We start from the raw sequence: 13,297 nt of genomic DNA, 5'->3' as shown, positions 1-13,297 counted from the left end.
CGTAGAAGGCGGCGGGCAAGTCGCGCCCATCGACCACCGAGTTGTGGCGTACCACACAGCCATCGCCGACGGCGCAGTTGAACAGCACGCTGTTGAAGCCGATGAAAACGCGGTCGCCCACGGTGCACGGGCCGTGGACGATGGAGCGATGCGCAATAGACGTAAACTCGCCAATCGTCACCGCCGCACCGGATTTGGAGTGGATCACCACGCCGTCCTGGATATTGGAATTGGCGCCGATGGTGATCGGGTCCATTTTGCCGGTGGCGTCGACTTCGTCGGCGCGGATCACGGCGTAGGGGCCGACGAACACGTTCTCGCCAATGATGACCTTGCCGCAGATGATCGCGGTCTTGTCGACGTAGGCCGACTCGGCAATCACCGGCAGATCGCCGGAAGGGTTCTTGCGGATCATGCAACAGGCTCCGTGATGATGTGGACGTGGTTGCCATCGATGGCGTTGTAGAAGCAAGTCGGCCGCCCGGTGTGGCAGGCCGGGCCTTGTTGGTCGACGATCAACAGCACGGCATCGCCATCACAATCCAGGCGTGCCTCAATCAACTGTTGCCAATGGCCAGAGCTTTCGCCTTGCGCCACAGTTGCTGGCGCGAGCGTGACCAGTAGCAGACGTGCCCGCTGGCCAGGGTTTCGCTGAGGGCCTGGCGATTCATCCAGGCCAGCATCAGCACCTCGCCGCTGCCGTGTTGCTGGGCGATGGCGGCGATCAGGCCATCGCTGTTCCACGGCAGGGCGTCGAGTACGGGTTCGAGTGGAAAGCGGCTGCCCAGGGCAGCCTCTTCCAGGTCGAGCATGCTCAGTGTCATGGCTTGCTCAGGGCGGCGCACAAGGTGTTGAGGTTGTACTCGAACAGACCGGTAAAGGTGCTGGCCGGGCCTTCAGCGGCGAGGGCGTCGGAGTACAGCGTGCCGCCGATCTGCGCGCCGCTTTCGTCAGCGATCTGCTTGAGCAGGCGTGAGTCCTTGATGTTTTCCATGAACACGGCTTTGACCTTGTCCTTGCGGATCTGGGTGATCAGCGCGGCGACTTCGGCGGCCGAAGGTTCGCGTTCGGTCGACAGACCTTGTGGTGCCAGGAACTGAATGCCATAGGCCTGGCCCAGGTAACCAAAGGCGTCATGGGAGGTGACGATGCGACGGTTGCCGGCTGGCAGCGCGCCGAACTTGGTCTTGGCTTCGGCCAGCAAGCGGTAGATCTGTTTCAGGTAGGCCTGGCTGTTGCTCAGGTAGTCAGCCTTGTTGGCCGGGTCGGCCGCCACCAGTGCCTTGGTGATGTTGTTCACATAGATTTCGGCGTTGGCCAGGTTGTGCCAGGCGTGCGGGTCCGGAATGGTTTCGCCGTCTTCTTCCATGGTGTGGGAAATCACGCCTTTGCTGGCGGTGACCACCGTGGCTTTGGTTTCGGTGCTGGTGACCAGGCGGTCCAGCCAGGGTTCGAAGCCCAGGCCGTTCTTGATGATGACCTTGGCCTTGAGCAAGGCTTTGGCATCGTCCGGCGTCGGCTCATAGGTGTGGGCGTCGGAGTCAGGGCCGACCATGTTGCTGATCTGGATGTGGTCGCCACCGATCTGGTGGGTGATGTCATCGAGAATACTGAAACTGGTGACCACTTGGAGTTTGTCGGCGGCCTGGGCCATCGACAAGGGCAGCAGAAGACTGAACAGCACGAGTAAAGCGCGCATCGGGAAACACCTCATTGGGATGTAAGAGAGGGCGGGCGGCGCAGCAAGCCGTGCACCGGGCCGAAAACCACGGACAGCAGATACCCGCCGCCAGCCACCAGCACGATGGCCGGGCCGCTGGGCAGTGAGTAGTAGAACGACAGCAGCAAACCAAGCCACACCGACAGGCATCCCAGCACCGCCGATACTGCAATCAACACCGGCAGGCGCCGGCTCCAGAAGCGTGAAGCAATCGCCGGCAACATCATCAAACCCACCACCATCAACGCGCCGATAGCCTGGAAGCCGATCACCAGGTTCAGCACCACCAGGGTCAGGAATAACCCGTGGGCGAGCGGGCCAAGGCGGCTTACGGTTTGCAGAAACAGCGGGTCGAGGGTGTCCAGCAGCAGCGGTTTGTAGATCAATCCCATGGCGATCAGGCTGAAACCCGAGACCCAAAGCATGCCGGTGAGGGTGGTTTCATCCACCGCCAGGGCGGAGCCGAACAGCAGGTGCAAGAGGTCCAGGCGCTTGCCGGCGATGCCCAGGATCAGCACGCCGGCGGCGAGCGAGATGGGGTAGATGGCGGCGAGGCTGGCATCTTCACGCAGGCCGGTGCGGCGGGTGATCCACGCCGACAATCCGGCCATGCTCAGCCCAGCGCCGAGGCCACCGATGGTCAGCGCCGGCAGGCTGATGCCGGCGAACCAGAAGCCCAGTGCGGCACCGGGCAGGATGCCGTGGGCGACGGCGTCACCGATCAGGCTCATGCGCCGCAGAATCAAAAACACACCCAGCGGCGCGGTGCTGCAGGCAAGCACCAGCCCTCCAATCAGGGCACGGCGCATGAAAACGAAATCTTGAAAGGGCATCCACAGGTGGGCGGCGAAGTGCATCAGGCCACCTGCATGTGAGGTTGCGGGCGGATCAGTTCTTTACTGGGGCCAAATACGCAGCCAGAGCTTTTGATTTGCACTACTTGCTGAGTGTGGTGGCGCACGGAGGCAAGGTCATGACAAACGATCACCACCGTGCGGCCTTCATCGTGCCAGGCGTGCACATGGTTCCAGCACAGCGCCTGGCCTTCTTCGTCGAGGGCGGCGTGGGGCTCGTCGAGCAGCAATACTGGCGCTTCAGCCAGGCTCATGCGCGCCAGCAGTGCACGTTGCAGTTCGCCGCCAGACAACGCCATCAACGGTCGATGTTCCAGGCCGGTGAGGCACCAGTCTTCCAGCACTGCGTGCAGACGCTGGCTGCGTTGTTCCGGGCTGAGTTTGGTGCCCCAGAATCCGGCGGCCACCAACTCTTGCAGGCTGATCGGAAACTGCCGGTCCAGGTGTTGCTGCTGTGGCAGGAACGACAAGCCGCCACGACGTGGAACATCCACGCTGACGTTGCCCGCCAACGGCTTTTGCAGCCCAGCGATGACTTTGAGCAGGCTGCTCTTGCCCGTGCCGTTGGCGCCAATGATGCCGGTGAGGCTGCCTTTTTCCAGGCGCAGATCCAGCGCAGGGGTGAGTGGTTGCCCGGGGGCGCCCCAGCGCAAAGCGTTGCAGGTGATCATGCAGAGTCTCTCGTCCAGCGGCTTTCAGCCACGGCATCGTGCGCGTGTAGGCTTTCGGCGTGGATCACTTTCAGGTGGAAGGCTTTGACAGCATCCGAGCGTTTCAAGGCGAGGTTCAGGCGGCGGGCGGCGTCTTCGCAGAACATCAGGTTCTGCCCATTGGCCAAGGCGAAGGCTTGTTCGTCCGCCCGTTTTACAGCGGTTTGCACGGCGGTGCCGAGGGCGGATTCGACGGTGTCGATCAGGTCTGTGAGCGGCAGCGTGTTCTGGCTGGCGTCCAGTTGGATCGACAGTTGGGCGCTGCTGCGCTGGCTGTGGGGCGTGGCCACGATGCCGTTGGTGCTGCCGAGCCAGGTCAATACGTCTTCGTGCTGCACCGGTTTGTTGGCGAAGTCCTGAAGAAATTGCTGCTGAATCAACTGCCTGGCGAGCGCAGCTGAGCAAGGGCAGGTTGAGGAATAAGTAACGTCAATTTTTAGTTCCACGTGGAACATCTGGTTTTCCAGACGCGCTTCGATGCACACCGGGTAGCCTTTCCAACCGGCCAGCGGGCTGACCAGCGCCGGGCGTTTGAGTAACAAATCCGTGTGAATGCGCAAGTAGGCGTTCTTAGATAATCCTTCATGACTCTCGAGAAAGCGCTGCAGTACATTACGCAGAAGTGCAGGTGTAAGAAGCTGCTGGTCGAGCATTTCCAAGGCCAGGTACAGGCGCGACATATGAATGCCACGGGCCTCGCCATCGTCCAGGCTTACGCCTGCATCGGCGGTGGCAGTCAGGCGTTGGCCGTCGATGAGGATTGGCAGGGCGATGCCGCACATGCCCACCCAGTCGAGTGGCAAGGCTTGCCGTGAAGCCTGCGCAGCGATATCCGGCAGAGTCAGCGCATTCATGAGCAGGTCCATCGTTGGCAATAAAAAGACATGTTATATTATAACGATTAAGTCGACGATGATTTTTCTGCTCCAGTCTTTCTTCAGTCATGTCGAGCAGGGACGCTCCTTTATTTGCGGTGTTTTTCATGCACAGACGTCAGCTTCTCAATCTGCTGCTGGTCAGCCCTCTGTTCACCTTTCCATTGGGGGCGTTCGCCACACAGATTCGTAATGCGCGCTTGTGGCGCTCCGACGACAAACTGCGGCTGGTGTTCGACCTCAGCGGCCCGGTGCAATACAAGACCTTCTCCCTGACGTCGCCGGAGCGCGTGATCATCGACCTGAGCGGCGCCGGGCTCAGTGGTGATTTTTCGCAGTTGGCGCTGAAGGACAGTGGGATTACGTCGATTCGTTCGGGGCATTTCGGCAAGAGCGATACGCGCATCGTGCTGGACCTGGCCTCGCCGATGCAGCTCAACAGCTTTTTATTGCCGCCACAGGATGGTCAAGGCCATCGCCTGGTACTCGACCTGACCAACGCCACCCACGCGCCGCGCCAGATTGCTGCGCAGCCGGCGCCGCTGGTGGCTCCAGTAGATAAAGCGCACCCCAAGCGCGACATCATCGTGGTGGTCGACCCTGGCCACGGCGGCAAAGACCCTGGCGCCATCGGCTCCAAGGGCCAGCGCGAAAAGGATGTGGTGCTGTCCATCGCCCAACTGCTGGCCAAACGCTTGAAGCGCGAGAAGGGCTTTGACGTGAAGCTGGTGCGCAACGACGACTTCTTCGTGCCGCTGCGCAAGCGCGTGGACATCGCCCGTCAGCACAAGGCCGATATGTTTATCTCGGTGCATGCCGACGCCGCGCCGCGCCTCACCGCCTCCGGGGCTTCGGTGTATGCGTTGTCCGAAGGCGGTGCCACCTCCGCCACCGCGCGCTTCATGGCGCAGCGCGAAAACGGCGCCGACCTGTTGGGCGCCACGACATTGCTCAACCTCAAGGACAAGGATCCGATGCTCGCCGGGGTAATTCTCGATATGTCGATGAACGCCACCATCGCCTCCAGCCTGCAACTGGGCAGCTCGGTGTTGGGCAGCCTGCAAAGCATCACCACGTTGCACCAGAAGCGCGTGGAGCAAGCCGGGTTTGCGGTGCTCAAATCACCTGACGTGCCGTCGATCCTGGTGGAAACCGGGTTTATCTCCAACACTCGGGACGCCCAGCGGCTGGTGACGGCGCGTCATCAACAAGCCGTGGCGGATGGCCTGTTCGACGGCCTGAAAAAATACTTCGAGAAGAACCCGCCGATGAACAGCTACATGGCTTGGGTTCAGGAACAGAAGAGCGGCCAGGTCTAACAGCCGGCTATACGGCTGCACGTGAACTTGGCGCTGGCGCCACCCGAACTGGAAAACCGGTTGATGGTGGTCCAGCCCACGCGGCGCGTGTAGCCGACCCACGCCTCACCATCGGACGCCAACCCGGTAAAGAACGTCAGCTGCCCATAGCGGCTACTGGTTTGTGCCCAATAGCGTTTGCCGATCACCTCAAAACCGCGCAAATACGTAGTGCTGCCAACCGTCGCCACGCTGTAGGCATTGCCCAGCGGGTCTACGCAGGCCAGCAAATTAGCGCTGCGCGTGCAGCTCGCCAACGGGCTCGGCGTTTGCGCGCAGGCAGATCCTGCCACGCCCAATAACAGGGCATACACCAGATATTTCATAGTGCCTCTCGGGCAAGAAAGTGTTCCAGCATTGCGCCCTTCGTCGTGGCGAGCAAGCCGGGATTGGCTTATTTGTGTTGTTATACTATAACATTAAATAACAGCCTGACCCGTGAACCGCTTCCCATGACTGAACAAGAGCTCCTGGCCCAACTGCCCGCCGATTACATGAATGACGTTCAGCAAGGCTTCTTCCGAGCGCTGCTGCTGACGCAGCGCTACGAACTGCAGGCGCGTATCGAGGCTGAATTCCTGGTGCTGCGCGAGCAGGAAACCAACAGCGACCTGGCCGATATCGGCAGCGCCGAAGAGCAGCGCCAGTGGCAGCTGCGCCTGCTGGAGCGTGAAAAAAAGCTCTTGGACAAGATCGACGATGCCCTCGAACTGCTGGCCCGCGGCGAATATGGCTGGTGTCGCGAAACCGGCGAGCCCATCGGCCTGCAACGCCTGCTGCTGCGCCCCACTGCCACCCTGTCTATCGAAGCCAAAGAACGTGAAGAGCTGCGCGAACGCCATAAACGGGCGATTTGACCGGCCAACCCTGATGAGGATTACCTGATGACTAATCGCCTTCCCGTTACCGTGCTGTCCGGCTTTCTCGGCGCTGGTAAAAGCACGCTGCTCAACTACGTTCTGCGCAACCGCGAAAACCTGCGGGTGGCGGTGATCGTCAACGACATGAGTGAAATCAATATCGACGGCAGCGAGGTGCAGCGCGACGTCACGCTGAATCGCTCCGAAGAAAAACTGGTGGAGATGAGCAACGGCTGCATCTGCTGCACCTTGCGTGAAGACTTGCTGGAAGAAGTCACAAAGCTCGCCAAGGAAGGGCGCTTCGATTACCTGTTGATCGAGTCCACCGGCATTTCCGAGCCGCTGCCCGTGGCCGAAACCTTCACGTTCCGTGATGAAAACGAGCAAAGCCTGGCCGATATCGCACGCCTGGACACCATGGTCACCGTGGTCGACGGCATGAATTTCCTGCTCGATTACCAAGCTGCCGAAAGCCTCGCTTCCCGGGGTGAAACCCTGGGCGAAGACGACGAGCGCTCCATCACCGATTTGCTCATCGAGCAGATCGAATTCGCCGACGTGATCCTGATCAGCAAGATCGACCTGATCAGTAGCCGCGAACGCGAGGAGTTGATGGCCATCCTTGAGCGCCTCAATGCGCAGGCGGAAATCATCCCGATGGTGATGGGCGAAGTGCCGCTGAACAAGATCCTCAACACTGGCCGCTTCGACTTCGAACGCGCAGCGCAAGCGCCGGGGTGGTTGCAGGAGCTACGCGGTGAACATGTGCCGGAAACCGAAGAATATGGCATCGCCTCCACCGCTTACCGCGCGCGTCGCCCGTTTCATCCGCAGCGTTTCTTCGACTTTATCGATCGCCCGTGGGTGAACGGCAAACTGCTGCGCTCCAAGGGCTTTTTCTGGCTGGCGAGCAAGCATCAGGATGCCGGCAGTTGGTCCCAGGCCGGTGGCTTGATGCGCCATGGTTTTGCCGGGCGCTGGTGGCGTTTTGTGCCGAAAAGCCAGTGGCCGCAGGACGAAGAAAGCGTAGCGGCGATCATGGGCAACTGGCAATTGAGCACCGGCGACTGCCGTCAGGAACTGGTGTTTATCGGGCAAAACATCGACTTCGCGCAGATGCGCGCCGAGCTGGACGCGTGCTTGCTTAACGATGAAGAAATGGCCCAGGGCGTCGAAGGCTGGCGCCAGTTGGCCGACCCCTTTGGCCCTTGGTATGAGCAGGTAGCCTGATGCTGGCCCCGGTAATTCCCTTACGCCCGGTGATCCGGCAGACCCGGGGTGAAACGCCGCTGGCGCTGTCGGACATCCTCGAAAATGACGTCAACCTGGCGCTGTGGCAGCGCCAGTTGCCCCTGCATATCGCCGAATTTGGCGCCTTGCTGGTGGCGCTCAATGAGCCGTTGGCGGATTCCTTGGTGATTGAGCTCGACAATGAGGAGGCTGTGCCCAATTTGCAGGGTTTGGCCTCCAGTTGCCGTGATCTTGAAGGTTACGAAGGCTTTATCGCCGATGTGTCCTGGCTGGTCAGCGCGTTTGCTTGCCTGCTCGGTGCCAAGAGGATTGGCGTGCGTTTGCGGCTGTTGGACAAGGCCATGTGCCCGCGTTTTCACGTCGACCATGTGCCGGTTCGACTGATCACCACCTACGCCGGCATCGGCAGCCAGTGGCTGCGCGAAGGCGTGATGGACCGGCGTAAACTCAGCCAGCCCGACGCGGAACCTACCGAGCGTATCGAGCAGGTCCACTGCGGTGAAGTGGCTTTGCTCAAGGGCACAAAATGGCACGGCAACGAGAACCATGGCTTGATCCATCGCTCACCCGCGCTCAAGGCCGACGAGCGCCGGTTGATCCTGACGCTGGATTGGCTCGCATAACCGCGTAGGATCAAGCGCTCTACCCGGCCTGAATGAAGCCCCATGCTGCAGAACATTCCTACCCACGTGATTGCCGGGCCTTTGGGCGCCGGCAAGACCAGCCTGATCAAACACCTGTTGGCCCAACGCCCGGCCAACGAGCGCTGGGCCGTGTTGATCAATGAGTTCGGGCAAATCGGCCTGGACGCTGCCTTGCTTACACAGGACGACGACGGCATTGCGCTGGGCGAAGTCGCTGGTGGCTGTTTGTGCTGTGTGAATGGTGCACCGTTCCAGGTAGGGCTTGGCCGCCTGTTGCGTAAGGCCAAGCCGGATCGGCTGTTTATCGAGCCCTCGGGCCTGGGGCATCCGGCGCAGTTGCTCAAGCAGTTGCGCGAGGCGCCATGGCAGGGCGTGCTCGCGGTTCAGCCGTGTGTGTTGGTATTGGATGCCCAAGCCTTGGCAGCGGGCAAAGCTTTGCCGCAAGCGCAGCAGGAAGCGCTGGCCAGCGCCGGTTTGTTGGTATTGAACAAAGATGAATCGTTGGATGCCTCACAGCGCCAGGCCATAGAACAGCAACTGCCTGCTTGCCCGATTTACTGGACACGCCAGGCGCAGTTGCCGCTCAAGCAATTGCCCGGCCTGGATGCACAGGCTGGCGCAGCTGTGGATAACTTCGAGGTGCCCAAAGGTGTGGTACAGATGCCGGCCGTCTGGGTTGATCCTGCGTTGCCCATTTGCCTGAGTCAGGCCCAGGAAGGTGGCTGGAGTATCGGTTGGCGCTGGCATCCAAGCCAGTCGTTCGACATTGCGCGCCTGCACAGCTGGCTTTCTGGCCTTGAATGGCGCCGCGCCAAGCTGGTTATCCACAGCGGCGATACCTGGGTGTCGGCTAACGCTGTGGATAATGGTCCACTCGCCTGGCAACCCAGCGAGTGGCGCCGCGATTCACGTATTGAATTGATCTTCAGCCAGCCACAGGACGTGGCTGGGCTACAGAGCGCGCTGGCCGCGTGCCGTCAGTGACGGGTCTTGCTGGCGTGGTCCTGGCGCCATTGGCTCAGCTCGATGACTTCGGCGCTGGGCTGCGGTGTCTTGATCTCGAACGGGTAGGGCGCCAATTCGATCTGCGCGCTGTGGGCGCCAAACTGAGTGATAGTCCCGGGATGACGGGCTTCCCCGGTCACAGTGAACTCAAAGTTGTAAATGCGTGCCAGACGCCGTCGACCATTGGCATCTTTCACAAAACCGATGCGTTTTAACGCCACTGCGCCGTCGAGCAGTTCGATATCCAGTTTGGCGCAATGCTGCTTGACCCGCTCCAGCGCCCGTTCGCGCAGGCCGTGGTTGTGCCACACCCAGGCGGCACCGGTCGCCAACAGCATCAACACGAAGATATTTCCCAGGGTCAGCATGCGATGAACTCCAACAAAGTGAGAGCAGCTTAACTGTGTCTCTGGTCTGTCGTACAGGCTGGGTTTAGTCGCATACTGCGCGGCCAGAATTCAAACGGCTTTACGGAAATCTCCCGCATGAAACGCACACCTCATCTGCTTGCGATCCAGTCTCATGTGGTCTTTGGCCACGCCGGAAACAGCGCCGCCGTGTTCCCCATGCAGCGGGTCGGGGTGAACGTCTGGCCGCTGAACACGGTGCAGTTCTCCAATCACACTCAGTATGGCCAGTGGGCGGGCGAAGTGCTGGCGCCGCAGCAAATTCCGGCGTTGGTAGAAGGCATTGCCGCGATTGGCGAGTTGGGCAACTGCGATGCGGTACTGTCCGGCTACTTGGGCAGTGCCGACCAGGGCCGAGCGATTCTTACCGGCGTGGCCCGTATCAAGGCCATCAACCCCAAGGCCCTGTACCTGTGCGACCCAGTCATGGGCCATCCGGAAAAAGGCTGCATCGTGCCCCAGGAAGTCAGCGATTTCCTGCTGGACGAGGCGGCGGCCATGGCGGATTTCCTGTGCCCCAACCAACTGGAGCTGGACAGCTTCGCCGGGCGCAAGCCGCAATCGCTGTTCGATTGCCTGGCGATGGCCAAGGCGCTGCTGGCCCGTGGGCCGAAGGCGGTATTGGTCAAACACTTGGATTATCCGGGCAAGCTGCCGGAGGGTTTCGAGATGCTGCTGGTCACAGCAGACGGCAGCTGGCACTTACGCCGGCCGTTGCTGGCGTTCCCGCGTCAGCCGGTGGGCGTGGGCGACCTGACGTCGGGGTTATTCCTGGCGCGTGTGCTGTTGGGTGACAGCCTGTTGGCGGCCTTCGAATTCACCGCCGCAGCGGTGCATGAAGTGCTGCTGGAAACCCAGGCCTGCGCCAGTTACGAGCTGGAGCTGGTACGGGCTCAGGATCGTATCGCGCATCCTCGCGTACGCTTTGAGGCAACACCCATCGGCCTGTAAGCACACAAAACCCAATGTGGGAGCTGGCTTGCCTGCGATAGCGGTGTGTCAGGCGACAAAGATGTCGACTGTCAGGCCCTCATCGCAGGCAAGCCAGCTCCCACATTCGATTGGGTTTACAGCTCGAAATTTACGGCCCGTCTGCCTTGATTTCCCGATAACGCTTCTCCAGCTCCTGACGAATCTGCCGACGCTGTTGCGCCTGCACAAAGCGGCGCTTGTCTTCGCTGTTCTGTGGCTGCAGCGGCGGTACGGCGGCGGGTTTGCGCTGGTCGTCCACGGCCACCATGGTGAAGAAGCAGCTGTTGGTATGGCGCACCGAGCGCTCGCGGATGTTTTCGGTCACCACCTTGATGCCCACTTCCATCGATGTGTTGCCGGTGTAGTTGACCGAGGCCAGGAAGGTCACCAGCTCGCCGACATGGATCGGCTCGCGAAAAATCACCTGGTCGACCGACAGTGTGACCACATAACGGCCCGCGTAACGGCTCGCGCAGGCGTAGGCCACTTCGTCGAGGTATTTGAGCAGGGTGCCGCCGTGCACATTGCCTGAGAAGTTGGCCATGTCAGGGGTCATCAATACCGTCATCGACAGCTGGGCGTTTCCGGGTTCCATAGCACACTCACGGGTTGTAGGCATTGGTTGGGGGACACCTCTACGGGTGCTGGAATCTTTACAGCGCTCTCCCTAACGGGACGCCAGTGGGCGGCTTGCCGTCACGCGAACGCCGATCTGTTTCCATATATTGCACCGGCTTTCTGCCGGAAGTCGTGGTGTTAACCTTCAAAAGCCCATCCCAGGGCATTTCTTACGATCAAGGCAGACTTTTCCTTCCGCGCTTAGCGACTGTTCAAGGGCGCGTGTGGAAGTGGGAAAAGCGCCAGTACCCCTCAAGGAGCCCCTCGTCATGCACGCCATCAGCTTTATCCAGGACTTGGCCGTGATCATGCTGGTGGCAGGGGTTGTCACCATCCTGTTCCACCGCCTCAAGCAGCCGGTGGTGCTGGGGTATATCGTCGCGGGGTTCATCATTGGCCCTCACACGCCGCCGTTCGGCCTGATCCACGACGAAGACACCATCAAGACCCTGGCTGAGCTGGGGGTGATCTTCCTGATGTTCTGCCTGGGCCTGGAGTTCAGCCTGCGCAAGTTGTTCAAGGTCGGCGCCACGGCGTTTATCGCGGCCTTCCTGGAAATCATCCTGATGATCTGGATCGGCTACGAGATCGGCCGCTGGTTCGACTGGAACACCATGGACTCGCTGTTCCTCGGCGCGATCCTGGCGATTTCCTCGACCACCATCATCGTCAAGGCGCTCAATGACCTGAAGATGAAGAACCAGCGTTTTGCCCAACTGATTTTTGGCGTGCTGATCGTCGAGGACATCCTGGGCATCGGCATCATCGCCTTGCTGTCGAGCATCGCCGTCAGCGGCACGGTGAGTTCCGGTGAGGTGTTCTCTACGGTTGGCAAGCTGTCGCTGTTCATGATCGTGGCGTTGGTCATCGGCATTTTGCTGGTGCCGCGCCTGTTGGCCTATGTGGCCAAGTTTGAAAGTAACGAGATGCTGCTGATCACCGTGTTGGGCCTGTGTTTCGGCTTTTGCCTGCTGGTGGTCAAACTCGAATAGAGCATGGTGCTGAGTGCTTTCCTGATCGGCGCGATCATGGCCGAATCTCGCCAGTTGATTAAAATTGAACGCCTGATCGAACCGGTTCGCGACATGTTCAGCGCGATCTTCTTTGTCGCCATCGGCTTGATGATCGACCCGCAGATCCTGCTGCAGTACGCCTGGCCCATCGCGGTGATTACCGTGGCAGTAGTGCTGGGCAAGATGCTGTCCTGCGGCCTGGGGGCGTTTATTGCCGGCAATGATGGCCGTACCTCACTGCGTGTGGGTATGGGGCTGTCACAGATTGGCGAGTTTTCCTTCATCATCGCCGCGCTGGGGATGACCTTGCAGGTGACCAGTGACTTCCTCTATCCGGTGGCGGTGGCGGTTTCGGCGATCACCACGCTGCTCACGCCGTACCTGATTCGCGGCGCTGACCCATTGTCGTTGAAGATTGCCGCGGTAATGCCCAAGCGCATGAGCCGGGTGTTCGGCCTGTATGGCGAATGGTTGCGCAGTATTCAGCCTCAAGGTGAGGGCGCGATGCTGGCGTCGATGATTCGCAAGATCATCCTGCAAGTGGGCGTGAACCTGGCATTGGTGATCGCGATCTTCTTTGCCGGCAGCTTCTTCGCGGCGCGCATTGGCGGGTACCTGGAAGGCTGGATCAGTGATCCGAGCTGGCAGAAGGCATTGATCTGGGGTGGGGCGTTGCTGCTGTCGCTGCCGTTTCTGATTGCGGCGTACCGCAAGCTCAAGGCGCTGTCGATGTTGCTGGCGGAGATGAGTGTGAAACCGGAGATGGCCGGGCGGCATACCCAGCGTGTGCGACGGGTGATCGCGGAGGTGATCCCGATCCTGTCGCTGTTGGTGATCTTCCTGCTATTGGCAGCCTTGTCGGCGAGTATTTTGCCGACCAACAAGTTGCTGGTGCTGATTGCCGTGGTCACGGCGGCGGTGGCGGCGGTGCTCTGGCGGTGGTTCATCCGCGTGCATACGCGGATGCAGGTCGCCTTGCTGGAGACGCTGGATAACCACAAAGATACATC

At 60.5% G+C, this 13,297-nt stretch carries 14 protein-coding genes and 2 pseudogenes; 7 read left to right on the top strand and 9 right to left on the bottom strand.

Annotated features, from left to right (window positions below; genetic code table 11):
• The 6 genes and pseudogenes from FEM54_RS10285 to folE2 all read right to left on the bottom strand — a co-directional run.
• A partial coding sequence (locus FEM54_RS10285; RefSeq protein ID WP_138450738.1) for a DapH/DapD/GlmU-related protein occupies positions 1 to 415 on the bottom strand: 415 nt, incomplete at its 3' end.
• Positions 412 to 824, bottom strand: a pseudogene (hisI, locus tag FEM54_RS10280) (phosphoribosyl-AMP cyclohydrolase). The gene FEM54_RS10285 and the pseudogene hisI, both read right to left, overlap by 4 nt.
• A complete protein-coding gene (locus FEM54_RS10275) occupies positions 821 to 1,699 on the bottom strand; it encodes a metal ABC transporter substrate-binding protein (RefSeq protein WP_017135758.1) in 879 nt (292 codons plus the stop codon). Before FEM54_RS10275 ends, hisI begins: the two are co-directional and overlap by 4 nt.
• An 11-nt stretch (positions 1,700 to 1,710) precedes the next feature.
• Positions 1,711 to 2,577: a metal ABC transporter permease gene (locus tag FEM54_RS10270; protein WP_017135759.1), complete on the bottom strand. Its 867-nt coding sequence runs from the start codon at positions 2,575 to 2,577 to the stop codon at positions 1,711 to 1,713.
• On the bottom strand, positions 2,577 to 3,245 hold the full coding sequence (locus FEM54_RS10265; protein WP_138450735.1) for a metal ABC transporter ATP-binding protein: 669 nt from the start codon (positions 3,243 to 3,245) through the stop codon (positions 2,577 to 2,579). The genes FEM54_RS10270 and FEM54_RS10265 overlap by 1 nt, the downstream gene beginning before the upstream one ends.
• A complete protein-coding gene (gene folE2, locus FEM54_RS10260) occupies positions 3,242 to 4,138 on the bottom strand; it encodes a GTP cyclohydrolase FolE2 (protein WP_138450734.1) in 897 nt (298 codons plus the stop codon). Before folE2 ends, FEM54_RS10265 begins: the two co-directional genes overlap by 4 nt.
• Positions 4,139 to 4,266: 128 nt before the next feature.
• Between folE2 and FEM54_RS10255 the strand changes: the two genes are divergently transcribed.
• Entirely contained in the window at positions 4,267 to 5,478 is a 1,212-nt protein-coding gene (locus tag FEM54_RS10255) for an N-acetylmuramoyl-L-alanine amidase (protein WP_099550222.1), read from the top strand.
• On the opposite strand, the gene FEM54_RS10250 is transcribed toward FEM54_RS10255, so the two are convergent.
• Positions 5,475 to 5,843, bottom strand: a complete 369-nt coding sequence (locus FEM54_RS10250; protein WP_138450732.1) for a glutamine synthetase — start codon at positions 5,841 to 5,843, stop codon at positions 5,475 to 5,477. The genes FEM54_RS10255 and FEM54_RS10250 overlap by 4 nt on opposite strands.
• 126 nt (positions 5,844 to 5,969) lie before the next feature.
• Between FEM54_RS10250 and dksA the strand changes: the two genes are divergently transcribed.
• Genes dksA through FEM54_RS10230 form a run of 4 tightly spaced genes read left to right on the top strand, consistent with a single transcriptional unit; the run spans position 5,970 to position 9,256 of the window.
• Positions 5,970 to 6,374 carry an RNA polymerase-binding protein DksA gene (gene dksA, locus FEM54_RS10245; RefSeq protein ID WP_138450729.1) on the top strand — a complete coding sequence of 135 codons (405 nt, stop codon included), beginning with the start codon at positions 5,970 to 5,972 and terminating at the stop codon, positions 6,372 to 6,374.
• Positions 6,375 to 6,401: 27 nt separating this feature from the next.
• Complete coding sequence (gene zigA / locus FEM54_RS10240; RefSeq protein WP_017135764.1) at positions 6,402 to 7,607, top strand: zinc metallochaperone GTPase ZigA; 1,206 nt, start codon at positions 6,402 to 6,404, stop codon at positions 7,605 to 7,607.
• Positions 7,607 to 8,251, top strand: a complete 645-nt coding sequence (locus FEM54_RS10235; RefSeq protein WP_017135765.1) for a DUF1826 domain-containing protein — start codon at positions 7,607 to 7,609, stop codon at positions 8,249 to 8,251. The genes zigA and FEM54_RS10235 overlap by 1 nt, the downstream gene beginning before the upstream one ends.
• 42 nt (positions 8,252 to 8,293) lie before the next feature.
• Positions 8,294 to 9,256, top strand: a complete 963-nt coding sequence (locus FEM54_RS10230) for a CobW family GTP-binding protein (protein WP_138450727.1) — start codon at positions 8,294 to 8,296, stop codon at positions 9,254 to 9,256.
• Here FEM54_RS10230 and FEM54_RS10225 read toward each other — a convergent pair.
• Positions 9,250 to 9,645, bottom strand: coding sequence for a DUF3301 domain-containing protein (locus FEM54_RS10225; RefSeq protein WP_017135767.1), 396 nt, complete (start codon positions 9,643 to 9,645; stop codon positions 9,250 to 9,252). The two genes, FEM54_RS10230 and FEM54_RS10225, sit on opposite strands and share 7 nt — an antisense overlap.
• Positions 9,646 to 9,762: 117 nt before the next feature.
• On the opposite strand from FEM54_RS10225, the gene pdxY reads away from it, so the two are divergent.
• On the top strand, positions 9,763 to 10,635 hold the full coding sequence (gene pdxY / locus FEM54_RS10220) for a pyridoxal kinase PdxY (protein WP_017135768.1): 873 nt from the start codon (positions 9,763 to 9,765) through the stop codon (positions 10,633 to 10,635).
• A 130-nt stretch (positions 10,636 to 10,765) separates the two neighbouring features.
• Here the strand turns inward: pdxY and FEM54_RS10215 are convergent, their stop codons facing one another.
• Positions 10,766 to 11,251, bottom strand: a complete 486-nt coding sequence (locus FEM54_RS10215) for an acyl-CoA thioesterase (protein ID WP_017135769.1) — start codon at positions 11,249 to 11,251, stop codon at positions 10,766 to 10,768.
• Between the two features lie 292 nt (positions 11,252 to 11,543).
• Between FEM54_RS10215 and FEM54_RS10210 the strand changes: the two are divergent.
• Positions 11,544 to 13,297: pseudogene (locus tag FEM54_RS10210) on the top strand (cation:proton antiporter); the annotation flags it as partial.

The organism is Pseudomonas edaphica, from assembly GCF_005863185.1.
Taxonomy (GTDB): Bacteria; Pseudomonadota; Gammaproteobacteria; order Pseudomonadales; family Pseudomonadaceae; genus Aquipseudomonas; species Aquipseudomonas edaphica.
This window is presented reverse-complemented; position numbering and strand designations above follow the sequence as displayed.